Below are 26,174 nucleotides of genomic sequence, written 5' to 3' on the forward strand. Positions count from 1 at the left end.
CTATGAGTAAAACACACCTTACAGAGACACGCTTTGCCGATCTCGACCTGCATCCGCAGGTATTAACTGCTTTGAATAAGGCGGGCTTTGAGTATTGTACACCAATCCAAGCCTTGAGCTTACCTATCGCTCTAAAAGGCCAAGATGTAGCGGGACAAGCACAAACGGGAACTGGCAAAACTCTTGCCTTCCTGATTGCGGCCTTTACCACCCTACTTAACAAGCCGCGTTCTGGCGAAAAACGTTATCCGCGCGCTATTATTATGGCTCCTACGCGTGAACTAGCAATTCAGATCGCAAACGATGCTGAACTTCTTGCTGCTCACTGTGATATGCGCCTTGGTATTATTTATGGGGGCGAGGGTTACGAAAGTCAACGCCAGCGACTCGAAGAAGGCGTAGATATTTTGATCGGCACCACCGGCCGCCTGATTGATTATTGCAAACAAGGCATCTACCAACTCGACAAGATCGAGGTTGTAGTACTGGATGAAGCCGATCGGATGTTCGACTTAGGCTTTATTAAAGACATTCGCTACATGTTTGAACGCATGCCAGGCGCGAAAGAACGCCAAAGCATGTTGTTTTCTGCCACCCTGTCGCAGCGTGTGCAAGAACTTGCCTACGATCACATGAACTCACCCACGAAAGTTGAAGTTGAGCCGACGCAAAAAACCGCTATCCGTATTAGTGAAGAACTTTTTTATCCGTCGAAACAAGATAAAATTAAGCTATTGCTGACTTTAATTGAAGAAGACTGGCCAGATAAAGCCATCATTTTTGCAAATACCAAGCACGTTTGCGAAAAACTGTTTAATTGGCTTGAGGCAGATAGTCATCGAGTTGGGTTGCTGACGGGCGATGTGCCACAGCGCAAGCGCTTAAAAATTCTTGAAGAGTTTTCTGCCGGCACCCTCGATTTCTTAGTTGCCACTGATGTCGCTGCCCGCGGGTTACATATTCCAGAAGTAAGTCATGTGTATAACTATGACTTGCCCGACGATTTCGAAGATTATGTGCATCGCATCGGTCGTACCGGTCGTGCTGGGGCAAGCGGTAAAGCGATTAACTTAGCTTGCGAAGAGTATGTTTATAATTTGCCGGCCATAGAAGAGTATATTGGTCACTCCATTCCAGTAACCAAATACGACCCTGACGCCTTGTTAAGCGATTTGCGCACGCCGCGCCCTAGTGGCCGTCGTCGTAGCCGTGGAGGTCGTCGTGGTGGCAGTGGTGGGCAACAACGCCGCTCATCTGGTCAACGCAAACCGCCAGCGAAGCATAACGGCTAATGCGCCAGTACCCGCGTATCGCAGCAATCGATTTAGGCTCTAATAGCTTCCACATGTTGATTGCCAAAGCGACCACGCGGGGTTACCGGATTATTACCCGCCATCGGCAAAAAGTTCGTCTGGCCGATGGCCTAACACCAAGTCTTACGCTTAACGATGCCGCAATTGAACGTGGCATCGGTTGTTTAAAAGATTTTGCTCAACTTCTAAATGACTACCAACCCTTGCAAGTACGCTGCGTCGCTACTGCAACCCTGCGCAAGGCCCATAATCGTCAACACATCCTAAAACGCTTCGAGCGTGTTCTCGGCGCCACCATTGATATTATTTCTGGTACCACTGAAGCTGGTCTGATTTACCAAGGCGCTACTCTAGATCTCGCACGCCCTGAAAGCGCCATGCTGGTGCTGGATATTGGCGGCGCTAGCACCGAAGTGATTGCCGGCATAGGCACCGAGCCACATGTATTGAAGAGTCTTGATATGGGCTGTGTGGTTTGGCAAAACCGTTTCTTTGCCGACGGAGCGATATCAGCGCGCCGTTTTGCCGATGCAATTGATAGTGCTAAACGGCTGATACAACCGCTTGCCAAAACCTACCAGGCTCATGGTTGGCAGACCGTTTGTGGAGCATCGGGGACATTTCGTGCATTACAAGATTGTCTGCGCCACTACGGATCGGGCACTATGAGCGCTGAGTTTATCGATTATTGTAAAAACGAAAGCATCAAACACGGCCACGTTGAACAGTTACATCAGCTTGGCATTCGCGACGACCGCATGGCGGTTTTTTGTGGTGGCTTAGCTATTCTTGTCGCGCTAACCGAAAGTCTGGATATCCGCGCCGTTGACCTCGCCCAAGGGGCTTTGCGCGAGGGACTCGTACATACCATGCTCGCTGAGCGCAAACGCTCGCTCGCTTAAACGTCTCGCGCTAATTTCTGGGCCGCGAATTTTGCGAAATAAGTCAGTACACCATCGGCACCGGCCCGCTTAAAGCCAAGCAACGATTCGAAAATAACCTCTTCGGTCAACCAACCGTTAGCAATTGCCGCTTGTAACATGGCGTACTCACCGCTGACTTGATAAGCAAAAGTTGGAACTTTGAACCTGTCTTTAACGCTACGGACAATATCCAGATAAGGCATACCCGGTTTAACCATCACCATATCGGCACCCTCATCCAAATCTAAAGCAACCTCGTGCAGTGCTTCGTCAGCGTTGGCCGGATCCATTTGGTAGGTTTTTTTGTTACCACCTTTGAGGTTACCAGCAGAGCCAACGGCATCGCGGAAGGGGCCATAGAACCCAGACGCATACTTCGCTGAGTAAGCCATGATCTGTACGTTGTGGTAGCCTTTCTCTTCCAACACTTCCCGAATCGCGGCAATACGTCCATCCATCATATCTGAAGGAGCCACCACGTCAGCGCCGGCTTCGGCATGCGAAAGAGCCTGTTTTACCAGAGCTTCTGTAGTGATGTCGTTTTGTACGTAGCCCTGTTCATCGATAATACCGTCCTGCCCGTGGGTAGTGAACGGGTCAAGGGCAACATCGGTGATTACACCAAGTTCAGGCAGTGCCGCCTTAATCGCCCGCACAGCGCGTTGAGCCAAGCCGTCTGCCGCCCATGCAGCCTCAGCAGTGAGAGATTTATCGGTGTCAGGAGTAACCGGGAAAAGTGCGACTGCGGGAATCCCCAGATCGAAAACTTCACGACACTCAGTGACCAACAAGTCAATTGATAAACGCTCCACACCCGGCATCGACGTCACTTGTTGGCGCTGGTTTTCGCCAGGAATGACAAACATTGGGTAGATGAAATCTGCAGCGCTTAAATGATTTTCAGCCACCATACGGCGGCTGAAATTATGACGCCGCAAACGTCGCATGCGGCGGAAAGGAAACTGACTAATACTATGCATTTATGGTTTTTCACTCACATCTTTTGAAGACCGTGCGATTCGAATTTGATCACGACCAGAGTTTTTAGCCTGATAAAGCGCGTTATCGGCAGCCTCCAACAATTGTTTGCTTGAGACGTGCCCCGGCAAACTGTTCAGTAATGCCATGCCGGCACTGACGGTGATTTTAATCTCTCCTCGCTCTGTTTTAAAGGTATGACCTCGAATAACATCCGTCACTGTAAGTACTTTGTCATGGCAACCGAGTTCTTGCGCACCTGGCATAAGAATTACGAATTCCTCACCACCGTAACGGTAAATACGGTCACCAGCACGACGGAAATTCACTCGCAATAAACGAGATAGCTCAACCAGAACTTCATCACCGACTGGATGACCAAACTTGTCGTTCACTTTCTTGAAGTGATCAATGTCGATCATAACCACAGCTATGTCATAACCAGTTCGGCGAGCACGACGCACCTCTAACGGCAAGTCATCGTCAAGCACACCTCGATTAAAAAGTTTTGTCAGCCGATCTTCGCTGCTCTTAACCTCGAGCCGTTGGTTCATTTCTTTTAGCTTGCGCATGACCGCTTCGAGCTCTTGTGTACGTTGCTTAACTTTTACTTCAAGCCTGGAATTTAAACGTTTTTCCACCGCCAAGCGTTCTTGTCGGTCTTCATTAAAACGAATCGCAAGAACCAAGCTCAACAACATAATCTCAATCGCTGAACCGAGCATTATCAAATAGCGCTGAATAAAGAACGAGTCTAAGAAGCCTAAGTAACCGACAGCGTTAATAATAATAGCCAACAGCAGCACACTAAGCGCTAGCGTGTAAATGCGAGCATAAGCTAAGCCCTGACGCCACAAGGTAAAGCCGGTAAATATCAGGAAGCTACTACCGAGAATGGCTCCCACCAAGACAATTGAAATCATCAATTCATAAGGGAATACCAAGCTGGCTAAAAACACTAGACCGGCGGCGGCCATAATACCTTGCAAGCCACGGTGCAGCTTTGGACTGCGTTTTTTGGTTTGTAGAATTTGACTGGCGACTAAGCTTGCAAAAATAAACACCACACTTCCGAAAAGCGGTATGGCCTTACTTTGCAGCCACTCAGACCAAGGCCACACATACTGATAACCAGTACCATCTAAACTCGCTAACAACAAACCGATGGCCAGAATATAGGCGCTATAGTAAGCAAAACGAACGTCGCGGGCCACGCTGTAACTAAATAGGTTATACACCATCATACCGAGCAATAAACCAAAATACATTGCTGTGGCGGTATTCACGACTTGCTCATCACCAAGCAATTCAGCAGGTTGCCAGACACTCAGCGGAACCCGCATTGAGCTAGTGGTTGCCACCTTTAAATAAACCTGTAGCTGATCGCGCGAAGCTATTGGGACAATAAAGTTACGATTGTCGATCGGGCGCTTAGCGAACTCTTGTGCGTCGCCAACCTTGACTTGCTTTATGATCTCCTTATTGGCGACATAGTAGATATCAACGCTATCAAGCAACGGATAACCAATGCGCAGCACGCGATCATAGTCAGCTGTAGGTAAGGTAAAGTGGAACCAGTAGGTCGCAGAAGTATAACCAAAGGAACCGGCCTGGTTATTGAGCACATTCCAAAAGCTTGGCTCTTTATCCATCAGCTTTTGAATCGACTGGCTGCCATTTGCATCGATATGGTAATAAATCGGCGGCATCGTCTCTTGCGCGGAAACGTTTGTTGCACCTACCCCCCAGTACAGAGCTATTCCAACCAGGGTCAACCATCGAACTAAGGTCTTTGCCATCCTTCGCATCCAAATAGTAAGTAACTGTTATGCCAGATTGCTGTAGCGAGCTCATCTACTGACTCATGACGTAACTCTGCAACAACTTTTGCAATTGCCGGCAGCCAACATGGCTCATTAAAACTCGGGCGGGGCTTAAGCGTTCGTGGCACCAAAAACGGTGCATCCGTTTCTAAAATCAAACGCTCTCGCGGAATCTTTGGTACCGCCTTGCGTAAAGCGTCCCCACGTCTCTCATCGCACACCCAACCAGTGATTCCTATATAACAGTCTAACTTTAGATACTCTTCGAGCTCTTCGCAACCACTCGTGAAGCAATGTGCTAATTTTATTGGTATTTTACTGGCATATTTTTCTAACAATCGATGTTGTTCGGAGAAAGCATCTCGCTCATGGAGGTAAACTGGCAAATTAAGTTCGGCCGCTAGTTCAAGCTGTTGCTCAAAAACCTTGAGCTGAATCTCCGGGGGTGAGTAGTTGCGATTGAAATCGAGACCACACTCACCAATCGCGTGAACGCTCGGATGGCGAGCCAGCTCGCGCAGCTGCTGTTGCAGATCCGCTGGCGCCTTAGCTGCGTCATGAGGATGTACTCCAGCCGTCACGATAAGTTGAGGAAAACGCTCAGCCAGCGCGATAGCCTGCTGCGTTTCCGCAAGATTACAAGCGATCACGACTACGCGCTCAACTCCAGCCTCCAGCGCGCGTTGCAGTATAGCTGCAGGGTCTTCAGCAAAGCGAGTGTGGGTTAGATTAACTCCCGCATCGAACCATTGCCGTCTGGTCACCTCAATCCTCTACGCGACGCACACGAATGCGTCGGTTCTCACCTTCACGGCCTAGGAAGAAGCTATTCAAGATGCCACGCTCAATATAGTATTCAGCATCCTCAGGAAGCGGAACAGTACGGGAATCAGTTTGCTTCCAGCGTTGTCCGTTGGTCAGAGCAATCTCCCACTTACCATAAAAATCACGTTGCGCATCGGCAATTTTCACATAAATTTTATCTGACCGACTGCTGGTAGCACCCTTGAGATGCTCCCGTCCAAATTCGTCTTCTACCGTGCTGCGGCTTTGCTCTGCGGTGGCAGTATCTTGCGCTGCTGGCGACGCTTCACCGGCTGCTAATTTGTCAAAACAGACCAAACGCTGTAACGCATTATCAATACTTGCACAGTTGCGCAATTGCTGTTGCGAAACGTCTTGTGCCAAAGCGTTTGGAGCCCATAAAGCTGCCAACGAGATACAACCGACAACACTCCCCAAACCAAACAATTTCATCATGTTAAATGATTCCCACTTCAATAGTTTATTCATGTTCTGCATCTGCATCACGTGGCTCGCGTTGATATAGACTAGCAATCACGAGTCCAAGTTCAAATAGCAACCACATTGGAATAGCTAATAATGTTTGCGAAATAACATCAGGTGGGGTGAGTATCATCCCCACCACAAACGCACCGACAATGACATACGGACGCTTGGCACGCAACGACTTGACGCTGGTTACGCCGGTCCAACAGAGTAAAATTATCGCTACCGGTGTTTCAAACGCAATCCCAAAAGCCATAAAAATCGCCAGCACGAAATCAAGATAGCGTGCTATATCTGTCGCAACAGTAACTCCTTCAGGTGCTGAATTTGCCAAAAAGTTCAATGCCAGCGGCAAAACAACCCAATAAGCGAAAGCGACACCAGCATAAAACAATAAGCTGCTTGATACCATGAGCGGCACGACTAAACGTTTTTCACGCTGATACAGGCCAGGAGCAATAAATCCCCACACCTGCCAAAGCAACATCGGTACCGCAACAGCAATAGAAACCACCAAAGCAAGCTTGAAAGGGGTAAAGAAAGGGGTCGCAACATCAGTTGCGATTAACGTGCTACCTTGCGGCAAACTGGCGAGCATTGGCGCGGCGACGTAGCGATAGAGTTCGTCGGCAAAAACCGCAAAACCGGCGAAAATTGCCAACACGACAACCACACTCCATAACAACCGGCGGCGTAATTCGAGTAAATGGTCAATTAAGGGAGATTGACTCATGATGATGGTTTCGAATCATCAGTTGGCGGCGGTTCGCTCTCGTCGGTGCCGGTTGGCCCCTTTTTCGCGTAGGGCCGTTGTACTCCTGCTGCAGCTTCGCGCAGCTCAGCCATCGAACGTTGCAACTCTGGCGACAATTTCTCGACGTCCATCTGTTCCGCTTTTTTTAAGTGATCATGCAGCTCTTTTATGCGCAGCTCGTGATTCAACTCCGCTTGTACCGAGGTACCAAAGGTCTTAACCTTCTGTATGCCGCGTTGCAAACCACGCAGCGCAACTGGAAGACGCTCTGGTCCCAGCACTAACAATCCAATAAGCGCAACAAAAAGTAGCTCCCAAAAGCCGATATCAAACATACAGCTTAGGCGTCCTTATCGTGCTCAGACTTGGTATCAACTTTCTTGTGGTCATTGTTGTCCGTGGTTTCATCATCACTTACTGACTTCTTGAAACCTTTAATTGCTGAGCCTAAGTCACCGCCAAGCGAACGCAGCCGCTTAGTGCCAAACAACAGCACGATAATGACTAAAAGGATCAGCAGTTGCCAAATACTAATACCCATAACACCCTCATCTAATTGTGGCTGGCTTTACGCCAACTCATTGCAATACTCACGACTGTTAATACGCCAGTTACGGACGTCAGCCACACCGGTTGACCGCTGATCCACAGCAAAGTTGTACTTACCAGCAGTGCTGCACTCGCCATTCCCCACCATAGGCGCCAGGCGAATTGCCGCTGACTTTTCACTAAGGCTTGGGTCGCAGCTTGTTGTTGTTCGATTTGATGCTTTTGCGTACTCAAATAATCGTAGAGCAACGTCGGCATCTCGGGCATTTTCTCGGCCCAATACGGCGCTTGCTCTTGCACTGACCGTAACACCGCGCGCCAACCCAGCTGCTCTTTCATCCAACGTTCTAGAAACGGCTTAGCTGTTTGCCAAAGATCCAGTTGAGGGTAGAGTGTACGACCTAAACCTTCAACATAAAGCAAGGTTTTTTGCAGTAATACCAGCTGTGGCTGAACTTCCATTTCAAACCTACGTGCTGTGTTGAACAAATTCACCAGCACGTGGCCAAAAGATATATCAGCCAAAGGCTTATTAAAGATTGGTTCACATACAGTGCGAATCGCCGATTCAAAATCTTCGACGTTAATATGCGCAGGCACCCAACCTGAGTCAACATGGAGTTCGGCGACTTTACGGTAGTCGCGATTAAAAAAGGCTAAAAAGTTCTCTGCTAAATAACGTTTATCTTCTCGGTTCAAGGTACCGACGATGCCAAAATCGATCCCCAGATACTGCGGGTCTTCCGGATGCTCACGCGAAACAAATATATTTCCGGGATGCATATCAGCGTGAAAGAAGCTATCGCGGAACACCTGCGTAAAAAATACTTCCACGCCACGTTCGGCAAGCTTTTTCATATCCACACCGATAGCCAGTAAGGCATCAACATCACTCACCGGAATACCGTCAATTCGCTCCATAACCATAATGTTCGGACGACTGAAATCGCTGTATACCTTTGGAATATAAAGTAACGTGGAGTCTTCAAAGTTACGTCGCAGTTGTATGGCATTTGCCGCTTCGCGCGCCAAGTCCAATTCGTCAAGCAAGGTTTTTCGATACTCTTTTACAACTTCTTTTGGTTTCAATCGACGACCATCGGGCAGATGTTTCGCTAACACGCCAGCCAGAGTTTCCATCAACCGCAAGTCAGCATCGATTACCCCGCGAATATCGGGACGAATGACTTTGATGACCACGTCAGCGCCGGCATCATCACCATTTTTCAAAGTCGCGGTATGTACTTGCGCGATAGAAGCCGAAGCTAAAGGAGTTACCGAGAAGTCGACAAATGCATCATCGATACTACGCAACCCCAGCGCTTTTTCCATCAGTTGCTGAGCTTGCTGACCCGGAAATGGCTTCACTTTATCTTGCAGCTTAGCTAATTCCAACGCTATGTCTGAGGGGAGTAGGTCGCGCCGAGTGGACAACATTTGCCCAAATTTGACCCACACCGGGCCCAGCGATTCAAGCGCTAGCCTTAACCTTACTCCCACCGGCTTATCTTTGTGCCGGTTAGGTAGCCAGAATAAACTGTAACGCGCCAACCGTACTGACCATGGCATCCACCGAGCTGGAATCAGTTCATTGAGCCCATAGTGCAGAAAAGTACGAGTGATCTGATACAGTCGTTTGGTTCGCATGGTTAACCCTGTTGCTCTTTAAGGTAGCGTTCCAGCTTATCGATTTGTGCACGCAATGCTTGCATATCCTGTTGAAACTGACTAAATCTTTCGCGCGCCGGCAACAACCGTTGCTCTTCTACCAACGCATCCTTCACCCATTGTCGGGAATCGACCCGAAATCGTTGTAACCGCTTACGACCACGATTAAAAGCGTTCACCAGTAGTTGTGCGGGGACATCACCCACGCGCTGTGACAATTGTTCCGGCCAATCGATATCAAGATCGGTTATCAGTCGACTCAACTGCTGTGCCAGCATTGGGTCACCGTCAATATCAAGCTTATCCGCTTTAATCAGTCGCGTGATATTGGCGCTATCGCGTAACTCTGGGAGTATTGCAATTTCAGTCACAATATGGCAATCGACGAAGCTATCATCAACCCAGCTGAGTCGTACCCCGTGCTCAGTGACGCAGATCGTAAGCGGCTTCCCTAGCTCTTTTAATGACAAGCGCAGCCGCCGTCCCTCGAGCTTCTGCAACCGTTGAGGTGTTTCCCCATCAAGATCCAGAATATGGTTGGCGAAGCGCTCAACCACTTGTGTTGGTAGCACCGTCCACAACATTAAAATTTAAATCCGCGGTGCAAGGCTACGATTCCGCCTGTGAGATTGTCATAGGTCACCCGCTCGTAACCCGCATGTTCCATCATCTCTTTCAGGGTTTCCTGATCAGGATGCATGCGAATCGATTCCGCCAAGTACTGATAGCTTTCCGCATCACCGGCAACCAATTGTCCCATTTTCGGCAGCACGTTAAACGAATAGAAGTCGTAGGCCTGCGACAGCATTGGTGGTACCGGCTTGGAAAACTCAAGTACCAGTAGTCGTCCGCCTGGCTTTAACACCCGGAACATCGACTCCAGCGCTTTTTGTTTGTCCGTTACATTGCGCAAGCCAAAGGCGATGGTAATGATATCGAAAGTGTCATTAGCAAAAGGCAAGTCTTCGGCATTGGCCTGCACGTAATCGACGTTGCTGACAATACCTTTGTTGCGTAGTTTATCGCGCCCAACATCAAGCATTGCCTGATTAATATCTGCCAGTACGACTTCACCTTTGGGGCCAACCCGCCGCGAAAACTGTGCAGTCAGATCACCCGTGCCACCAGCTATATCCAACACCTTCATGCCCGTACGAACACCGCTACAGTCGATGGTGTAACGTTTCCAAATACGGTGAATACCAAACGACATAACGTCGTTCATGATGTCGTATTTTTGCGCCACTGAATTAAATACATTGGCAACAAGACCTTGCTTGTCATCTTTAGCAACTTGCTGGTAACCAAAATCAATGGTGTCAGACTTTGAATCTTTCATCATGCTGCCTTTTCATAAATGGACGCCTAGTGTACTACGAATTTACGCTTGGGCGTAGTGGTCACGGCGCGGCAACCAGCGCTGGATTAATGCCGCTGATGTCGCCGGATATCGCTGCCATAATTGCTGCGCTAATTGTTGCGCATCATCTAGCAAATAGTTGTGCTTCATTATGTCAGCAACTTTCATTTCGGTCACTCCTGTTTGCCGCTGACCGAGCAATTCACCTGGCCCGCGCAGCTCCAGATCGCGTTGCGCAATCACAAAACCATCATTGCTATCACGCAACACGCCCAAACGTTGGGTTGCGGTTTTCGATAACGGCGCATGGTAAAGCAACACACAATGGCTCGCGATGGCGCCACGACCGACCCGACCTCGCAGTTGGTGCAATTGCGCCAGCCCCAGTCGTTCCGGATTTTCGATGATCATCAAGCTGGCATTTGGTACGTCGACGCCCACTTCGATCACCGTGGTGGCCACTAAGAGATCTAACTCGTGCGCTTTGAAAGCCTGCATTACCGCTTCTTTTTCCGCACTCTTCAAGCGGCCGTGAACCAAACCAATGCGCAGATCCGGCAGCGCTTCAGCTAGCTGAGTGGCGCTATCTTCAGCTGCCTGGCACTGCAACGCTTCCGACTCTTCGATTAAGGTGCAGACCCAATACGCCTGACGTTTCTCTTTGACACAGACATCGTGTACGCGGGTAACAACCTGCTCGCGACGAGTATCCGGAACTGCCACCGTAGTGACTGGGGTGCGGCCTGGCGGCAATTCATCAATCACCGAGGTTGCTAAGTCAGCATAAGCGGTCATTGCTAACGTACGCGGAATGGGGGTTGCGGTCATAATCAGCTGGTGCGGTTGATAGCCCTGCTGCACACCCTTTTCACGCAGCCCAAGACGTTGATGAACGCCAAACCGGTGTTGCTCATCGATAATAACCAGTACCAGGTTGTGATAAGCAACTTCAGCCTGAAACAGCGCATGAGTGCCGACCACCATATTAAGTTCGCCGCTGGCCAAAGCTGCGAGATTGCCTTTACGCTGTTTGGCGTTTTGCTTACCCATCAAAAAACCAACTTGTATTCCCAGCGGCGCAAACCATTGCTGAAATGTTAAAGCATGTTGCTCAGCAAGTATTTCCGTCGGAGCCATTAATGCCACCTGATAACCTTGCCCAATTGCAGTCAATGCGGCCAACGCTGCCACCAAAGTTTTACCTGAACCAACATCGCCCTGCACCAATCGCATCATCGGGATAGACTCCGCTAGATCCTGTTGGATCTCGTCTACTACACGTTGTTGCGCGCCGGTCGGGGTAAATGGCAGGCGCTGCAGAAACTCTTGCTCCAACTGCGAATGCGGTTGCAAAGCGCGGGCTTGATGTTGTTGTTTAATCGCGCGTAATTTCAATAAACTTAACTGATGCGCTACCAGCTCTTCCATCGCCAAGCGTTGCTGAGCTGGGTGTGTGCCATCTTGCAATTGACTCAAACTGACGTCTAGTGGTGGTCTATGCAATAAGCGAATCGCCGCTGCTAAGCCGATCCCATTGGGTTGCAACTGTTCCGGCATTAACTCTGGAAGAGCCTTATCGGTAAGATAAGTAAGTGCTTGCTCAGTTATTTTCCGCAAAGTTGTTTGCTGCACCCCTTCGGTGGTTGGGTACACCGGCGTCAGTGAGCTTTCTGCTAACTGTGGTGCCTCGCCGGTAATGATTTTATACTCCGGATGAATCATATCCGGGCCTTGCAGGCCGCGCCGGGCTTCGCCAAATAACTGTAACCGTGTCCCCTGCTCGAATTGTTTCAATTGCGCGGCACTAAACTGGAAGAACACTAGATTAAGCCCACCACTAGCATCCTGAACTTTAACCTTTAGCATTCGCCGGCGACCGTAAACAACTTCTGCTTTTACCACCGCTGCGACCACCGTTGCAGTGGTTCCCGCTTGCAGACCTGCTATCGGATAAATACGTGAGCGGTCTTCGTAGCGCAGCGGCAAATGTAGCAAAACATCTTGTATCGTCGCCAAGCCAAGTTTGCTTAGGCGCTCCTGTAGCTTGGGCCCGACACCTTTGAGTACCGACAAGGGAATGCGATGTAAGCCTTCGTTCGCCATAGTTAGCTTGACCTCACCGCCTGCCACCAAACGTCATCGGCAACAATTTGCCCACGCTCATCAAGTTCAGGATAAGATAAATTTTTGCGCCGGCAGATTTTTGCAAAAATCGGATGCCCGCCTTCGAACACGACCCGATGCCGTTCTTCTGGGTTCAAGCTCGAGGTCGCGTAACAGCCTGCCGCTTGGCGCTGGCGCTGAGCTTCATATAGGATCACCGCGGCGGCGACCGATACATTTAACGATTCCGCCATGCCAACCATGGGTATTACGATATGCTGGTCTGCCAGACGCAGTGCATCTGCCGACACTCCTTGTTTTTCCTGTCCCAATAGAATCGCCGTTGGCTGGGTGTAGTCAACCTCACGAAAATCAATCGCAGTAGCGGATAAATGGGTGACCAATACTTGTTTACCCTCGGCTTTAAGCTGAGCTATGGCAGCCTCAGTGGACTGATGATGGTGCACCTTCACCCATTGCTGCGAACCCATAGCGGTGCCACCTTTCACTTTACCTCGGCGATCAAACCAAATGGCATGCACTTCATGCAGACCTACCGCGTCGGCAGTACGAATCAATGCAGATAGATTGTGATTTTTGTGGACACTCTCAAGGCAAAGGGTAAGATCAGCCTGACGGCGATCCAGCAATGCATTAATTCGAGCAAATCGTTCCGGCGACATAGCAAAAATCCGTTGTTAGCTGTTCGCTATTCGCTGTTGGTCGTCTGCACTCATCTAACAGCGAATAGCAAACAGCGATTAGCGCTGTTTTATTGTTCAGGAGTATAACGGTATGCGCGAGCTAACCCTAGTGTTTCAACATACCGATTTTTATGTATTGGATAAGCCCGCAGGGGCGCCCATGCATGCTAATACTGACGAACTAAGTGTGGTTCATCAACTCGCTCAACAGCTCAATGAAGAGTTATGGCCGGTACATCGGCTCGATACTCCCACGTCTGGCGCACTTATTGTAGCGCGCAATGCCCCCGCCGCTGCTGAATTAAGTCGGTTGTTTGCGGAGCGACAAATCCAAAAAACTTATCTGGCTATCGCCGCTGGCAAGCCGAAAAAAAAGCAAGGATGGGTGATCGGGGATATGGCAAAAGCGCGCCGTGGCGGATGGCGCTTATTGCATAAGACAACGAATCCTGCGCGTACTTATTTTACCAGTGAATCACTGTGCCCTGGGTATCGTTATTACCGACTGCAGCCCGGTACTGGCAAAACTCACCAATTACGCGTTGCGCTAAAAAGTCTGGGCGTACCCATCGTTGGTGATCACCGCTATGGCGGTGAACCCCATAGCTATTTGCACCTGCATGCCTGGCAACTTGCTTTCACCTATCAAGGAAGGCAGATACACGCTAGCGCACCGCTGCCGAGCTACGGCTTATTCGTCGATCTTGCGAGCAAAGACGCATTAGCAAAATAGCGAAGTTCAGGGCATACTCAAGACATGATTTTCACCAGCATCCTCAACTAAGCAACCGCGAGTTCCGTACGTCGAAAATCGTTGCGCAACATTTGCGAGAGCTAGGCACGGATGTGCAAACAGATGTCGCACACACCGGCGTGGTCGGTATTCTAAAAGGTGGCAAACCTGGACCTACAGTTGCTCTGCGCGCCGATGAGCGCGCAACAAGGAAGCCTGTGGATGAATACGGCTATCACTCTTTAGGCGTGTCGGTCGACATTGTTTCGGCAGAAGTGTGGTCGCATTTATCAAAGGCTTGATTTAATCGTCCTGAAGTTGACTGCGGATCAGTTTTTTATCAACTTTACCAACACTGGTGCGCGGAATTTCGTCCACCACTTTTACCGTGTCAGGAATCGCCCATTTTTCGATTAAACCTTCTTCAACAAAGCTTTGCATATGTTGCACCAGCGCAGTATGGTCAACGTTCGAACCCGCTCGAACCGTGATCACAGCATGCGGCCGCTCGCCCCATTCATCATCAGGCAAACCAATAACAGCAGATAATTCGATGTCAGGATGCTGACTGATCAAATTTTCAATATCTAATGATGAAACCCATTCGCCACCGGTTTTAATTACGTCTTTAATACGGTCACGAATTTGCAGCGTGTAGCCGTTATCGATACTGCCGACATCGCCGGTATGCATCCAGCCATTTGCCCACAGTTCATCACTTTTCTCAGGCTCATGTAAATAGCCTTGAGTTAACCAAGGTGTGCGCACGACAACTTCGCCCATAGCCTCACCATCGTGCGGCAAGAACCGGCCATTACTATCGATAATGCGCATGTTTACCAATGGCACAGGTTTGCCGGTTTTAACGCGGGTGCGCACCTGTTGCTCAAGATCGAAATCTTCGGCTCCCAGCGGCAACCAAGTGGTACTCAACAGTGGACAGGTTTCCGACATACCATAACCGGTGTAAATCTGAATACCTCGCTCGAGTGCCGCTTTGGCTAGGCCCTCGGTCAAGGCACTGCCACCGATCAACACCTGCCAGCCACTAAAGTCGATGGCTTTCGCTTGCTCGCTACTCAACACCATTTGCAGGATAGTGGGTACGCAATGTGAAAACGTCACTTTCTCGGTCATGAACAGTTTCAGCAAGCTTGCTGGCTCATAACGGCCAGGGTACACCTGCTTCAAGCCCATCATGGTCGCCACGTAAGGCACACCCCAGGCATGTACGTGGAACATTGGCGTAATTGGCATGTACACACTCGACGACTGCATGAGCTGCATGTTGTCGTTCATACTGGTGGTCGAAGCTAAGGCCAGTGTATGTAACACCAGTTGTCGATGCGAGAAGAACACTCCTTTAGGACTGCCAGTAGTACCTGTGGTGTAAAAGGTCGTGGCAATTGCATTTTCATCAAAGTCAGGGAAATCAAACTCTGTCAAAGCGCCGGCCAGTAAACTCTCGTAGTCACCCAAAGTTTCCAGTGCCGCAGCTGGCGGGTGCTCTTCATCGCTTAGCTGAATATAACCTTGCACCGTGGTTAGTTCGTCTTGCACCTTAGCCAGCAGTGGTAAAAAATCATCATGCACCAAGACCAAGTCGTCCTTGGCATGATTCATGGTGTAAACAACCTGTTCAGGGGCCAGCCGCACGTTGACCGTGTGCAGCACTGCACCAATCATCGGAATGGCAAAAAAGCATTCTAAGTAACGTGGGGTGTCCCAGTCCAAAACCGCAACCGTATCGCCTTCTTTAACGCCGGCCTCGGTCAGCACATTGGCTAAACGATGCACCCGCTCAATGAACTCGCTATAGCTGTAACGTTTACCGTTATTGCCGCCAACAATTTCGTTGTCACCCGCATAACGTTCCGCCGACAACAACAATTGTTTGATCAGTAGTGGATAATTGTAAGCTTCATCCGCTGGTGATATCAGTTTCACAGCCATAATCGCTCCTTAAAATGCAAACACACTATTCGCTGTTCGCTGTTGGTTTAAAGCCTTGTTTGTTAGGTTTCAACTAACATCTAATAGCGAATAACGCTCTTGTTTTATTACCATTTCCTGGTGACTTCGTAGATGTCGGTTCTTCTATCTTTTAAATTTGTCACCGAGCCTTCGTGATGTAAATACCGCAATTCATCTAAGTTTAGATCAGAGAAAATGAGCTGCTCGGTATTTGGCGTCGTTTCCGCCAAAATCGCATCATAAGGAAATGCAAAGTCTGACGGTGAGAAAACCGCAGACTGTGCGTATTGCACGTCTAAACTTTCTACCTGAGGTAAGTTACCGACACTACCGCAAGTCACCACATAACATTCATTTTCTACTGCCCGTGCTTGCGCGCAATGCCGTACTCGCAAGTACGCGTTTCGGGTATCGGTCCAAAATGGTACGAACAAAATTTCTAAGCCTTCCGTCGCCATTATGCGACCCAATTCCGGAAATTCGACGTCGTAACAGATTAGAATGCCAACCTTGCCCGCATCCGTATCAAACACTTGCACGCGATTGCCACCCTCGATAACCCAATCGCGTTTCTCGTGCGGTGTTACATGTATTTTGCGCTGTTCTTCGACAGTACCATCGCGTCGGCACAAGTAAGAAACGTTGTAGATGACGTCGTCTTCATCAAGTGGCATAGAGCCAGTGATGATATTGACGTTATAACTGACCGCCATTTGCGACATTTCGCGCTTGAAACGCTCGGTGTACCCGGCCAGGAATCGAATAGCATCTTTTTGTTGGCTTTGATCCGTTAACCCCATCAATGGTGCATTAAAAAATTCAGGGAAAACGGCAAAGTCGCTTTGGTAGCTAGACATTGCATCAACAAAGTATTCAACCTGCTTGAGCATTTCTTCCACCGAGTCGATCTCGCGCATCTGCCACTGCACCGCACCAATGCGTACGTTCCGGATCCGACTGCCCAGAATATTATCGGAAGGCTCGTACAGAAAATTGTTCCACTCCAGCAGTGTGGCAAAACCTTCGGAACGTTTGTCTTCTGGCAAATACTTACCCAACAATCGTTTAACGGTAAAGTCGTTAGCTAGCTGGAAAGTCAGAATCGGGTCGTAAATCTCACGGCGATGGACGCCTTCAATGTATTGTCCCGGAGTCAGTTCTTCTGCGTACTTATGGAAATTGACGATGCGCCCACCCGCCAAAATAGCTTTTAAGTTCAGCTGTCGGCACAACTCTTTACGCGCATCGTACAAACGTCGACCGAGTCGAAAGCCGCGGTAATCAGGGTGAATTAAAACATCCAGACCATACAAAGCATCACCTTTGCGATCGTTGAGAATATTTTCCCGCGCATCCATTAAATCGTCATAGGTATGCGGGTTACTAAAACGCGCGTATTTCACCTGCACTGTAAGTGCCACACCAACTAGTTGGCCGTTGTCTTCTAGCAGAATTTGCCCTTCGGGGAACTCTTTCGCCAACTTAAGGATGGTGTGTTCTCCCCAAGCTCCGCCTATATCTGGATAAACCTTATCCATTAACGCTTTTAATTGGGGGTAATCTTCTTTGCGCAGATTGCGTAATTGCAAGTGCAGTTCATCGGGACTCATAGACATCCTTTGTAATCCTTAGTACAACATACAGCTAGTATGACGAAGTCGTAGTAATTGGCAACAACCAATGGCCTTTTGCTATTGCGCCGGTAAGTTAAGACATATAAACTTCCGGACGTCTAAATCTATAAATCAAATCGAATAATAAAGGTTGGCTGTATTATGACGGAATCTGCCAGTGCACGTGCGCTCCTCCCCCTTGGACTTTTTCTTGCGCTGTTTCTCGGCGCAGGCATCTATTTTCAGCTCACTGGCGTTGATATGGCGTTTTACCAGCTTGCCAGTCCAGTAGCCATACTGCCGGCAATCATTCTTGGTGTGCTGCTGAGTAAACAAGCCTTCGAAGAACGGATTAACACCTTCGTGGGCGGTGTTGGCGACCGCAATATTATCACCATGTGTATGATTTATTTACTTGCTGGTGCATTTTCCACAGTTGCCGCGGCCACTGGTGGTGTTGATGCCATGGTGGCCCTGGGCTTGCATGTTATTCCGGCCAGTTTTCTCTTGCCTGGCCTGTTTATTATTGCTGCGGTGGTCTCCACCGCAATGGGGACCTCGATGGGCACCCTTGGTGCGCTGGCACCGGTCGCGCTCGGTCTTGGCCAAGCCTCAGGTATTGATTTGCCGCTATTAGCCGGAGTGTTGGTCAGTGGCGCCATGTTCGGTGACAACCTGTCGATTATCTCTGACACTACGATTGCAGCTACACGAACCCAAGGCTGCAATATGAGCGACAAGTTCAAAGCCAATTTAAAGATCTCGATACCGGCGGCGATCATTACTATCCTGTGGTTACTTAGCTACGACACTGGCGCCACACCACCGCAAATTCCGGAAGCAAATTTATGGCTGAGTCTGCCCTATTTCTTTATTATCGTTCTAGCAGTTATGGGCTTAAATGTCTTTGCCGTACTCACCCTCGGTATCATCCTGGCTGCAGCTTTTGGTATGGTCACAGTCGATTATCAGTGGGTCGCATTTAGTCAGGACATCTACAAAGGCTTCGCCAGTATGCAAGAGATTTTCTTGCTTAGCTTGCTGATCGGCGGACTCTCAGCGCTGATTCGTCAGCAAGGTGGTTTGAAGTTTCTTGCGAGTACCGTTGGTAATCTTACTAAACGCTTGTTTAAACATCCGCAGCAACGTGCTGCCTTTGGTGTGGCCGGTCTCACCGGTCTAACCAACTTCGCTGTGGCGAACAATACCGTTACAATTTTACTCTCCGGTGAAGTCAGTAAAAAGCTCGCTGAGGAAGGTAACCTTGCACCGCGCCAGAGTGCCAGCTTGCTCGATATCTTTGCTTGTGTGGTACAAGGCGCATTGCCTTATGGTGCGCAGGCACTATTCATGGGCGCTAGCTTTGGCTTAACGCCGCTTCAAGTCAGTGTGAACACGGGCTATTGCTTTATTCTGGGAACGGTAGCGATTGCGATGATTATCTGGCGCAAGCCATTAGAAGGTCGCGAAAAACTCGAGCCGAGCACCACTTAATTGGTGCTCGGTAACTCCATAACTCCGTCAATTTCAATTTGTGCGCCCTTGGGTAAAGCTTTTACCCCGATAGCGGCACGGCCAGGGTATGGCGTATTGAAAAATTCGGCCATCACCTCGTTGACGATCGCAAACTGGCCAAGATCGATAAGGTAAATCTGTACTTTTACCATATCCTGCAATTCACCACCTGCAGCTTCACAAACCGCAGAAAGGTTTTTGAACACTTGCACGGCTTGAGCGCGGAAGTCTTCACTGACAAACTCCATGGTTTCAGGTACCAAGGGGATCTGTCCCGAGAGATAAACCGTGGTGCCAATCTTCACTGCTTGCGAATAAGTGCCGATTGCTGCCGGCGCATTTTCAGTACTAATGATAACTTTTGACATGTTATTTCCTCAAACGCGCAACGCGTTGCACATCAGGCATTTTACGAATATGACGAATCACATCCGCAAGCTGCTTCCTATCATGAACCGTTAATGCCACGTCGATATAATAAATATTGGCATCAACTTCTTCTGTTTTTAAACCGTGAATATTACAACCAGTGGAAGATATACTTGACGTTAACTTCGCTAGTGCACCCTGATGATTGACCACCTCAACCCGCACTTCGGTAATAAACTCATCGTCTTGTTTGTTATCCCATTGCACGGGGAAATAACGACCAGGTTCTTCTTCATAACCACGCACGTTTTTACATTCGCTGCGATGAATCACCAAGCCTTTACCTGGACTGACATGGGCAATGATATCGTCGCCTGGTATCGGTCGGCAGCATTTAGCAAAGCTAACCAGCAGCCCATCCGCACCTTTAATTGCAAGACTGCGGTAGTTATTGGTAACGACTTGCTCATCTCTGGTTTGCTGCATTTCACCGAGCAGACGCTTGGCGATAGCCACCGACATCATGTTGCCCAAACCAATTTCACGCAACAATTGCGACTTTGATTCAATTTTTACTTCACCGCACACCCGCGCAAAATCTTCTTCGGTAATGTCATTATAGCTCACTGGCCCAAACGCGGCGCGGAGTAAGCGCTCACCAAGTTGTTCGGCTTCGCGTGTTTCTTGACCCTTTAGGTACTGACGAATTTTCGCCCGTGCTTTGCCGGTTACGGCAAAATTCAACCAGGCAATATTGGGGCGCGAACCCGATGCCGTTTTGATTTCTACCGTTTGCCCGGTTTCCAGAGGTTTACTCAACGAGTACACCTTGTGATTAACCCTTGCACCAATACAGGTGTTACCAATGTCGGTGTGCACTGCATAGGCGAAGTCCACCGGTGTCGCACCTTGCGGCAACTCAATAATGCGCCCTTCCGGGGTAAACACATAGATCTCTTCTGGGAAAAGCTCCGACTTCACATTTTCAATAAACTCAAATGCATTACCAGTACTTTGCTGCAGTTCAAGCAAGCTTTGCATCCAGCGACGAGCCCGCACCTGAGCCGTAGTGCCGCTGTTTTCCTCGGTTTTATAAAGCCAATGCGCAGCAACACCGCGATCCGCCATCAGATTCATCTCTTCGGTGCGGATCTGCACCTCGACGGGAATACCATGCGGCCCCTTTAACGAGGAATGCAATGATTGATAACCGTTCGATTTCGGTATCGCAATATAATCTTTAAAGCGTGTCTCAATCGGCTTATACAGGTTGTGCAATGCACCTAGTACGCGATAGCAGGTGTCCACTTCATCGACAATAACCCGAAACGCGTAGATATCCATGACTTGTTCGAAGCGTAACTCTTTGTGCAGCATTTTTTGGTAAATACTGTAAAGGTGCTTTTCCCGACCCAGCACACGTGCATGAATACCATGGTCCAGCAGCCGTGTTTCAATTTCTTTGCGCACCCGCTCAACCAGCTCACGCCGATTACCACGCGCTTGTTTAACTTGTGATTCAAGTAACTTCGCGCGCCACGGATAGAGCGCGTAAAACCCGAGCAGCTCGAGCTCGTTTTTAATGTCGTGTATACCTAAACGGTGTGCTAACGGGGCATAGATTTCAAGGGTTTCACGCGCGATACGCCGCCGTTTATCGGGGCGTAAATGATTGATCGTTCGCATATTGTGCGTGCGATCGGCAAGCTTGATGAGTATCACCCGAATATCACTCACCATCGCCATAATCATTTTGCGATAGTTTTCGGTTTGTAACTCTTCTTTTGAATTGAAGGTTAGCTTATCAAGCTTTGACACCCCCTCTACCAGTTCAGCGACCGTTGAGCCAAACTGCTCAGCAAGGTCTTCGCGGGTAAATTCAGTGTCTTCGATAACGTCATGCAGCAGCGCCGCCATGATGGTTTCATGGTCCAAACGCATATCTGCAAGCAGGCCTGCGACGGCCACAGGATGGGTAATATAAGGTTCGCCACTATGGCGTTTTTGCGTTTTATGCGCCTCTGCGGCCAATTTAAAAGCCGCAGCCGAACGCTGCACCTGATCAGGTGGTAAGTACTCGGCTAATTGCTGCCGAAGCCCTTCAAATAAATACACCCGCGTTACTCACCACCACGAATCGCTTCAAACTCTGCTTGTTCGTCTGATTCTTGTTGCATCATTTGCGAACGCTCTTCAACGTCCAAACGAGCAGCATCGATCAAGCCATCTTCGATTTCACGCAAGGCAATAACAGTTGCCTTCTCGTTATTCTTCCACGGCACCAAAGCGTCTTTGCCTTGGATCGCCAGTTGACGAGCGCGACGCGATGCGACCAATACCAGGTCAAATCGGTTGCCAATACGATCAACAGCTTCTTCTACAGTTACGCGCGCCATAGTTACTCCAACTCAATAATTAGATTGCGATTGCAAAATGGGTCACGAATTATACGGATTTACCCGTCGTTCGCCAAGAGATCTTTCAGTTTAGTCGCATGCCGTGATTGCTGCAATGTCATTCGATGACGCCGCGCCAGCACGATATGTTCAAAATTATCCAAGGTTTCAGCAAAGTCGTCATTCACCAGCAAGTAATCAAACTCATGATAATGCGACATTTCTGTCTGCGCTTTTGACATGCGACCACGAATAACTTCATCGCTGTCCTGGCCGCGACTGCGCAATCGTTGCTCTAATACCGCCAAATTCGGTGGCACAATAAAAATTGATTGTGCCTGCGGATAGGCCTCGCGTACTTGCCGTGCGCCTTGCCAGTCGATATCCAGGAACACATCGATACCCTGCCGCAGAGTTTCTTCGATCACCACTCTTGAGGTGCCGTAGTAATTATCGAAAACTTTTGCCCATTCATAGAACGCATTTGCTTCGATCTTGCGTTGAAACGTGGCAACATCTAGAAAGTGGTAATGCACTCCGTCGATTTCTCCTCGCCGGGGCGCACGCGTGGTACATGAAACCGAGACTTGCATACTGCCATCATTGTGGCGTTCTAGTAATGCACGGATTAAACTAGATTTACCGGCACCACTTGGTGCGGCAACAATAAATAGATTTCCGTCAGCAGCGGCAGATGTTGTGGTCATGGCGTAGTGGTCACATTATTCACTTGCGAATGACGGCAAAGCATAGCATGTTGCATCTTTCGGTGCGACATCTTAACAACGAGGGAGCTGTCCATGAGTACCAGTTGGATCATTATTATTATTGCCATTGCTTTGTTTATTTACCTGATCAGTATTTACAACAAATTAGTGCGCCTGAAAAATCAATTTGAAAATGCGTTTGCGCAAATCGAAGTGCAACTTAAACGACGCTATGACTTGATTCCAAATTTAGTTGACACGGCCAAGGCTTATTTGAGTCATGAGCGGGAGACGCTCGAAGCGGTGACCCAAGCACGTAATCAAGCCGCAGAAGCCTTACCGAAAGCGGCTCAGGACCCGCGCAATGCAAGTGCCATGCAAGAGTTAGGTGGCGCAGAGACCGCACTTGGCAGCGCGCTAGGCCGCTTGAACGTGGTGATGGAAGCCTATCCCGAATTGAAAGCTAACGAAAATATGATGCAGGTTTCAGAAGAACTGACCAGCACCGAAAACCGTGTTGCCTTTGCACGTCAAGCGTTCAACGATGCGGTGATGAGTTACAATACTTTTCGGCAGTCATTTCCGCCGGTTGTACTCGCTAGTTTCTTCGGTCACAGCAAAGACGCCAACTTATTGGAATTTGCCGACAGCGCAGAGATTCAGGCAGCTCCGAAAGTTAAGTTTTAGTTCATTCAGTTCTAATTAACACGGCGTCGTTATGGTCAATTTCTTTGAACACCAACAGCAGGCAAGACGCAACACCGGTCTGCTCGTGGTGCTGTTCTTTCTCGCATTCGCGCTAATCATTGCTGGGGTCACCTTGGTCGCAGCATTTATTATTGGCGCTGTAGGAACCAATGGACAGGGCGAGTATCAACTGAGTTGGGAACCCTTTATCTGGGTCAGCTTAGCGGTCGGTGGCGGGATTCTCGCCGTGATGCTATTTAAATGGCTGCAGCTTAAAGCAGGCGGCAAAGTCATCGCCGAGCACTTGGGTGGTACGCTGATCAGCGCAGATACGCAAGACGCCGTTGAACGACGGGTCTTGAACGTAGTTGAAGAAATGGCGATTGCCGCCAATATGCCCGTACCTGCGGTCTATATCTTGCCCAATGAAGGCGCCATTAATGCGTTTGCTGCAGGCTACGACACGCGTGATGCAGTGATCGGCCTAACCCGAGGTGCCGTCGATACCTTCTCTCGCGAACAACTGCAAGGCGTGGTCGCACATGAGTTCAGCCATATTTTAAATGGTGACATGCGTCTTAATATCCGTTTAATTGCAGCCCTGGCAGGTATTTTAGCGGTCGCACACCTGGGTCGCATTTTACTTTACTCGGGCCGTGGCGGTCGCGGCCGCAATAGTAAAAACGCCTTACCTTTATTCGGCTTAGGTTTAATCGTACTTGGCGGTGTCGGTATTTTATTTGGCAACCTTATTAAATCTGCGGTCAGCCGGCAACGTGAGTACTTAGCTGATGCTGCAGCAGTGCAATTTACCCGGAATCCTGACGGACTTTCTGGTGCGTTGAAACAGATTGGGGCGCGTGATTCCGGCAGCCGTGTCCGCCACCCAAACGCCGATGAAGCCGCGCATTTATTTTTCGGTGAGGCTCTCAGTCATTGGTTTAGCATGATGGCGACGCATCCACCATTGGATAAACGCATCAAGCGTATCGAGCCGCGTTGGAACGGCCGATTCCCGGAACCACGTACCGCACGCGGGCGCTCTGAACAAGACCATGTTGCGGCGCAACCCAAGCCCTCGGCGCTTAACAAACTGGCGCTGCTGGCATTGCCAGCAGTCCTTATGGAACAAGCGCATAGTCCACAACAAGCACCCAAATTGGTACACGACTTGGTGCTCAGCCAATTGCTCGACCAACCCAACAAAGCTCTCGAAGGTTTGAAACCTGCACAACAACTTGCCTTAGTCGAGGTCGCAATACCGGCCCTCCGCCAAGCCCGCGAGGCGGACCGCCTTAACTTACTGAAAGACCTGGAAGTGATGGCAAAGAGTCAGGACTTATTCCACTGGGGCTTATACCAGTTACTCGCGCGGCAGCTACTACCAAAATCACGCTTCAAAGAGACCATCGACAATGCCGAGGCATTACAAGTAACAGTCGAGGCACTAAAGCGCACCGATGCAGGCGAGCAAGTCGACCGGCAAGGCTTATGTCTGGCGCTCAATACCTGCCGCGGCTGGGCGCCGAAAGCTAAAGCAACCTTAGTTGATAATTGGCTTAACACGGTACGAGCTGACGATGTGATATCGCCAGCTGAACGTCAATTGCTGGCGATCTTGTGTGCCTGTATCGAAGTACCGTTGCCCGACGAAATGCTGCAGTAGTTAATCTGCAACAGCATCGAGCCAGGCGCTGATGTGTTCATGCCGTTCGTTGTCCATCACTCCAAGACTCATGTGATGAAGCCCGGGAGCCATGATCACCCGTACCTGCTCAGATTCTAAAGGCAAGTAATAATCGTAAGGTGCAATTTCGTCTTTATCACTAGCCACAATCAGTGTCGGCAGGTCGAGCTCCGGCAACAACTCACGTAGATCCGTTGCCGCCATCGGCACGTCCTGTTTACGCATTGCAGCGACCACCCCCGCTTGAATCGAATCCGCAGGCATGACTTTACTCAGGTTGGGATACATCAGCTGGATCATTGCGGTGGTCGCCTGATCCATTGGCCGCATCGGCGCAAACAACATAAGTCCGCGAACATCCTGGCGTTGCTTGGTCACGTGGGTGGCCGCCACCGCTCCCATAGAAACTCCAACCAGGTAAAGTGGCCGCGGCAATTCGCGACGGGGAAGGCTATCAATAAGACCATTGATCAAAGGCGCATCAAGTACCCCGAAGCCGACTTGTTTTGCACTTGAACCGCCGTGGCCAAGCAAATCAGGAACCACCACGTGATAACCCAAAAACATATAGTATGCCGCAAGAAACCCCATGGTCGATTTGTCGCTGCCGTAACCATGCAACAGCACCACGGTCCCGCTGCGCAGTGACACATTTTCGCGTTGCAGATCTAAGCGCGAAACATCAACCTGACCGTTGACTTCTAATTCAGCATTTAACGTGATGCTTTTAGTTTTGTCTTCTGACGCGAGTAGATGGTAAGGCTTGCCATAATAATAGTGAGTGCAACCAGCTAAATAGGGTAAGCAGAATTCACGCTGCTTTAGCCCCAAATCTCGCATACTTGCTGCTGACTTATCTTCCCAGTTAACCCCCTGCGGGCGCTGAGAAAGTTCATACTCAACATAGCTGGCACACCCCGACAAGAGCATGCTACACATCAACAACATGCCCCAGTAACTCATTCGTATCATGGCCTATTCCTACTGCTGTAAAACGTCGAAATCAAGGCCGATACTATAACCAAACT

General features: G+C 49.4%; 25 protein-coding genes and 1 pseudogene. 7 read left to right on the forward strand and 19 right to left on the reverse strand.

The genetic code is table 11. From position 1 onward, the window contains the following. Nucleotides 1-2 precede the first annotated feature (2 nt). Both rhlB and ACQ5ES_RS08990 read left to right on the forward strand, forming a co-directional pair. Nucleotides 3-1,292: an ATP-dependent RNA helicase RhlB gene (gene rhlB, locus ACQ5ES_RS08985; protein ID WP_445016012.1), complete on the forward strand. Its 1,290-nt coding sequence runs from the start codon at nucleotides 3-5 to the stop codon at nucleotides 1,290-1,292. Next, the gene (locus tag ACQ5ES_RS08990; RefSeq protein WP_445016014.1) at nucleotides 1,292-2,215 is read left to right on the forward strand and encodes a Ppx/GppA phosphatase family protein; all 924 of its coding nucleotides are present in this window, start codon (nucleotides 1,292-1,294) and stop codon (nucleotides 2,213-2,215) included. The genes rhlB and ACQ5ES_RS08990 overlap by 1 nt, the downstream gene beginning before the upstream one ends. Here ACQ5ES_RS08990 and hemB read toward each other — a convergent pair. From hemB to trmH, 12 genes are read right to left on the reverse strand one after another with little or no spacing between them, the layout of a single operon-like run. Beyond that, nucleotides 2,212-3,216, reverse strand: a complete 1,005-nt coding sequence (gene hemB, locus ACQ5ES_RS08995; RefSeq protein ID WP_445016016.1) for a porphobilinogen synthase — start codon at nucleotides 3,214-3,216, stop codon at nucleotides 2,212-2,214. The genes ACQ5ES_RS08990 and hemB overlap by 4 nt on opposite strands. Beyond that, complete coding sequence (locus ACQ5ES_RS09000; RefSeq protein ID WP_445016018.1) at nucleotides 3,217-5,013, reverse strand: sensor domain-containing diguanylate cyclase; 1,797 nt, start codon at nucleotides 5,011-5,013, stop codon at nucleotides 3,217-3,219. Beyond that, nucleotides 4,998-5,801 (reverse strand): TatD family hydrolase, encoded by an 804-nt coding sequence (locus ACQ5ES_RS09005; RefSeq protein WP_445016020.1) that lies wholly within the window; start codon nucleotides 5,799-5,801, stop codon nucleotides 4,998-5,000. The genes ACQ5ES_RS09000 and ACQ5ES_RS09005 overlap by 16 nt, the downstream gene beginning before the upstream one ends. 1 nt (nucleotide 5,802) lies before the next feature. Next, on the reverse strand, nucleotides 5,803-6,297 hold the full coding sequence (locus ACQ5ES_RS09010) for a hypothetical protein (RefSeq protein ID WP_445016022.1): 495 nt from the start codon (nucleotides 6,295-6,297) through the stop codon (nucleotides 5,803-5,805). Nucleotides 6,298-6,322: 25 nt separating this feature from the next. Beyond that, complete coding sequence (tatC, locus tag ACQ5ES_RS09015) at nucleotides 6,323-7,060, reverse strand: twin-arginine translocase subunit TatC (RefSeq protein ID WP_445016024.1); 738 nt, start codon at nucleotides 7,058-7,060, stop codon at nucleotides 6,323-6,325. Continuing rightward, nucleotides 7,057-7,416 carry a Sec-independent protein translocase protein TatB gene (gene tatB / locus ACQ5ES_RS09020; RefSeq protein WP_445016026.1) on the reverse strand — a complete coding sequence of 120 codons (360 nt, stop codon included), beginning with the start codon at nucleotides 7,414-7,416 and terminating at the stop codon, nucleotides 7,057-7,059. The genes tatC and tatB overlap by 4 nt, the downstream gene beginning before the upstream one ends. Nucleotides 7,417-7,421: 5 nt before the next feature. Beyond that, nucleotides 7,422-7,622, reverse strand: coding sequence for a twin-arginine translocase TatA/TatE family subunit (gene tatA, locus ACQ5ES_RS09025; protein ID WP_445016028.1), 201 nt, complete (start codon nucleotides 7,620-7,622; stop codon nucleotides 7,422-7,424). An 11-nt stretch (nucleotides 7,623-7,633) separates the two neighbouring features. Continuing rightward, nucleotides 7,634-9,277, reverse strand: a complete 1,644-nt coding sequence (ubiB, locus tag ACQ5ES_RS09030) for a ubiquinone biosynthesis regulatory protein kinase UbiB (protein WP_445016030.1) — start codon at nucleotides 9,275-9,277, stop codon at nucleotides 7,634-7,636. Between the two features lie 2 nt (nucleotides 9,278-9,279). Then, entirely contained in the window at nucleotides 9,280-9,882 is a 603-nt protein-coding gene (locus ACQ5ES_RS09035) for a ubiquinone biosynthesis accessory factor UbiJ (RefSeq protein WP_445016032.1), read from the reverse strand. Then, on the reverse strand, nucleotides 9,882-10,637 hold the full coding sequence (gene ubiE, locus ACQ5ES_RS09040; RefSeq protein ID WP_445016182.1) for a bifunctional demethylmenaquinone methyltransferase/2-methoxy-6-polyprenyl-1,4-benzoquinol methylase UbiE: 756 nt from the start codon (nucleotides 10,635-10,637) through the stop codon (nucleotides 9,882-9,884). Before ubiE ends, ACQ5ES_RS09035 begins: the two co-directional genes overlap by 1 nt. 42 nt (nucleotides 10,638-10,679) lie before the next feature. Beyond that, complete coding sequence (gene recG / locus ACQ5ES_RS09045; RefSeq protein WP_445016034.1) at nucleotides 10,680-12,761, reverse strand: ATP-dependent DNA helicase RecG; 2,082 nt, start codon at nucleotides 12,759-12,761, stop codon at nucleotides 10,680-10,682. A 2-nt stretch (nucleotides 12,762-12,763) separates the two neighbouring features. Next, a complete protein-coding gene (gene trmH, locus ACQ5ES_RS09050) occupies nucleotides 12,764-13,444 on the reverse strand; it encodes a tRNA (guanosine(18)-2'-O)-methyltransferase TrmH (protein ID WP_445016036.1) in 681 nt (226 codons plus the stop codon). A 112-nt stretch (nucleotides 13,445-13,556) separates the two neighbouring features. On the opposite strand from trmH, the gene ACQ5ES_RS09055 reads away from it, so the two are divergent. After that, nucleotides 13,557-14,198, forward strand: coding sequence for a TIGR01621 family pseudouridine synthase (locus tag ACQ5ES_RS09055; RefSeq protein WP_445016038.1), 642 nt, complete (start codon nucleotides 13,557-13,559; stop codon nucleotides 14,196-14,198). After that, a pseudogene (locus ACQ5ES_RS09060) lies at nucleotides 14,159-14,425 on the forward strand (hypothetical protein); the annotation flags it as partial. The gene ACQ5ES_RS09055 and the pseudogene ACQ5ES_RS09060, both read left to right, overlap by 40 nt. Nucleotides 14,426-14,501: 76 nt before the next feature. On the opposite strand, the gene ACQ5ES_RS09065 reads toward ACQ5ES_RS09060, so the two are convergent. Continuing rightward, nucleotides 14,502-16,151, reverse strand: coding sequence for a fatty acid--CoA ligase (locus ACQ5ES_RS09065; protein WP_445016040.1), 1,650 nt, complete (start codon nucleotides 16,149-16,151; stop codon nucleotides 14,502-14,504). A gap of 107 nt (nucleotides 16,152-16,258) precedes the next feature. Further along, nucleotides 16,259-17,782, reverse strand: a complete 1,524-nt coding sequence (locus ACQ5ES_RS09070; RefSeq protein WP_445016042.1) for a GNAT family N-acetyltransferase — start codon at nucleotides 17,780-17,782, stop codon at nucleotides 16,259-16,261. Between the two features lie 165 nt (nucleotides 17,783-17,947). On the opposite strand from ACQ5ES_RS09070, the gene ACQ5ES_RS09075 reads away from it, so the two are divergent. Beyond that, complete coding sequence (locus ACQ5ES_RS09075; RefSeq protein WP_445016044.1) at nucleotides 17,948-19,279, forward strand: Na+/H+ antiporter NhaC family protein; 1,332 nt, start codon at nucleotides 17,948-17,950, stop codon at nucleotides 19,277-19,279. Here the strand turns inward: ACQ5ES_RS09075 and ACQ5ES_RS09080 are convergent. From ACQ5ES_RS09080 to gmk, 4 genes are read right to left on the reverse strand one after another with little or no spacing between them, the layout of a single operon-like run. Then, on the reverse strand, nucleotides 19,276-19,668 hold the full coding sequence (locus tag ACQ5ES_RS09080; RefSeq protein WP_445016046.1) for a RidA family protein: 393 nt from the start codon (nucleotides 19,666-19,668) through the stop codon (nucleotides 19,276-19,278). The two genes, ACQ5ES_RS09075 and ACQ5ES_RS09080, sit on opposite strands and share 4 nt — an antisense overlap. Before the next feature lies 1 nt (nucleotide 19,669). Continuing rightward, nucleotides 19,670-21,784: a bifunctional GTP diphosphokinase/guanosine-3',5'-bis pyrophosphate 3'-pyrophosphohydrolase gene (spoT, locus tag ACQ5ES_RS09085; protein ID WP_445016048.1), complete on the reverse strand. Its 2,115-nt coding sequence runs from the start codon at nucleotides 21,782-21,784 to the stop codon at nucleotides 19,670-19,672. Between the two features lie 5 nt (nucleotides 21,785-21,789). Then, nucleotides 21,790-22,065: a DNA-directed RNA polymerase subunit omega gene (rpoZ, locus tag ACQ5ES_RS09090; protein WP_445016050.1), complete on the reverse strand. Its 276-nt coding sequence runs from the start codon at nucleotides 22,063-22,065 to the stop codon at nucleotides 21,790-21,792. A 59-nt stretch (nucleotides 22,066-22,124) separates the two neighbouring features. Next, a complete protein-coding gene (gmk, locus tag ACQ5ES_RS09095) occupies nucleotides 22,125-22,772 on the reverse strand; it encodes a guanylate kinase (protein WP_445016052.1) in 648 nt (215 codons plus the stop codon). Nucleotides 22,773-22,865: 93 nt separating this feature from the next. Here gmk and ACQ5ES_RS09100 point away from each other — a divergent pair, with 93 nt between their 5' ends. After that, nucleotides 22,866-23,459: a LemA family protein gene (locus tag ACQ5ES_RS09100; protein WP_445016054.1), complete on the forward strand. Its 594-nt coding sequence runs from the start codon at nucleotides 22,866-22,868 to the stop codon at nucleotides 23,457-23,459. Between the two features lie 31 nt (nucleotides 23,460-23,490). Further along, nucleotides 23,491-25,125: a M48 family metallopeptidase gene (locus tag ACQ5ES_RS09105; RefSeq protein WP_445016056.1), complete on the forward strand. Its 1,635-nt coding sequence runs from the start codon at nucleotides 23,491-23,493 to the stop codon at nucleotides 25,123-25,125. Here the strand turns inward: ACQ5ES_RS09105 and ACQ5ES_RS09110 are convergent, their stop codons facing one another. Continuing rightward, complete coding sequence (locus ACQ5ES_RS09110) at nucleotides 25,126-26,118, reverse strand: alpha/beta hydrolase (protein ID WP_445016058.1); 993 nt, start codon at nucleotides 26,116-26,118, stop codon at nucleotides 25,126-25,128. Between the last annotated feature and the right edge of the window lie 56 nt (nucleotides 26,119-26,174).

Source organism: Pseudidiomarina xizangensis, from assembly GCF_052541995.1.

Coding starts and splice junctions, on each gene's coding strand:
- recG (WP_445016034.1), bottom strand. CDS start 12,761: ATGGCGAACGAAGGCTTACATCGCATTCCCTTGTCGGTACTCAAAGGT.
- tatB (WP_445016026.1), bottom strand. CDS start 7,416: ATGTTTGATATCGGCTTTTGGGAGCTACTTTTTGTTGCGCTTATTGGA.
- ACQ5ES_RS09065 (WP_445016040.1), bottom strand. CDS start 16,151: ATGGCTGTGAAACTGATATCACCAGCGGATGAAGCTTACAATTATCCA.
- ACQ5ES_RS09070 (WP_445016042.1), bottom strand. CDS start 17,782: ATGAGTCCCGATGAACTGCACTTGCAATTACGCAATCTGCGCAAAGAA.
- ubiE (WP_445016182.1), bottom strand. CDS start 10,637: ATGAAAGATTCAAAGTCTGACACCATTGATTTTGGTTACCAGCAAGTT.
- rhlB (WP_445016012.1), top strand. CDS start 3: ATGAGTAAAACACACCTTACAGAGACACGCTTTGCCGATCTCGACCTG.
- ubiB (WP_445016030.1), bottom strand. CDS start 9,277: ATGCGAACCAAACGACTGTATCAGATCACTCGTACTTTTCTGCACTAT.
- ACQ5ES_RS09035 (WP_445016032.1), bottom strand. CDS start 9,882: ATGTTGTGGACGGTGCTACCAACACAAGTGGTTGAGCGCTTCGCCAAC.
- tatA (WP_445016028.1), bottom strand. CDS start 7,622: ATGGGTATTAGTATTTGGCAACTGCTGATCCTTTTAGTCATTATCGTG.
- ACQ5ES_RS09100 (WP_445016054.1), top strand. CDS start 22,866: ATGAGTACCAGTTGGATCATTATTATTATTGCCATTGCTTTGTTTATT.
- ACQ5ES_RS09110 (WP_445016058.1), bottom strand. CDS start 26,118: ATGATACGAATGAGTTACTGGGGCATGTTGTTGATGTGTAGCATGCTC.
- ACQ5ES_RS09055 (WP_445016038.1), top strand. CDS start 13,557: ATGCGCGAGCTAACCCTAGTGTTTCAACATACCGATTTTTATGTATTG.
- trmH (WP_445016036.1), bottom strand. CDS start 13,444: ATGTCGCCGGAACGATTTGCTCGAATTAATGCATTGCTGGATCGCCGT.
- ACQ5ES_RS08990 (WP_445016014.1), top strand. CDS start 1,292: ATGCGCCAGTACCCGCGTATCGCAGCAATCGATTTAGGCTCTAATAGC.
- tatC (WP_445016024.1), bottom strand. CDS start 7,060: ATGAGTCAATCTCCCTTAATTGACCATTTACTCGAATTACGCCGCCGG.
- ACQ5ES_RS09105 (WP_445016056.1), top strand. CDS start 23,491: ATGGTCAATTTCTTTGAACACCAACAGCAGGCAAGACGCAACACCGGT.
- ACQ5ES_RS09000 (WP_445016018.1), bottom strand. CDS start 5,013: ATGGCAAAGACCTTAGTTCGATGGTTGACCCTGGTTGGAATAGCTCTG.
- rpoZ (WP_445016050.1), bottom strand. CDS start 22,065: ATGGCGCGCGTAACTGTAGAAGAAGCTGTTGATCGTATTGGCAACCGA.
- ACQ5ES_RS09080 (WP_445016046.1), bottom strand. CDS start 19,668: ATGTCAAAAGTTATCATTAGTACTGAAAATGCGCCGGCAGCAATCGGC.
- ACQ5ES_RS09075 (WP_445016044.1), top strand. CDS start 17,948: ATGACGGAATCTGCCAGTGCACGTGCGCTCCTCCCCCTTGGACTTTTT.
- hemB (WP_445016016.1), bottom strand. CDS start 3,216: ATGCATAGTATTAGTCAGTTTCCTTTCCGCCGCATGCGACGTTTGCGG.
- gmk (WP_445016052.1), bottom strand. CDS start 22,772: ATGACCACAACATCTGCCGCTGCTGACGGAAATCTATTTATTGTTGCC.
- ACQ5ES_RS09010 (WP_445016022.1), bottom strand. CDS start 6,297: ATGATGAAATTGTTTGGTTTGGGGAGTGTTGTCGGTTGTATCTCGTTG.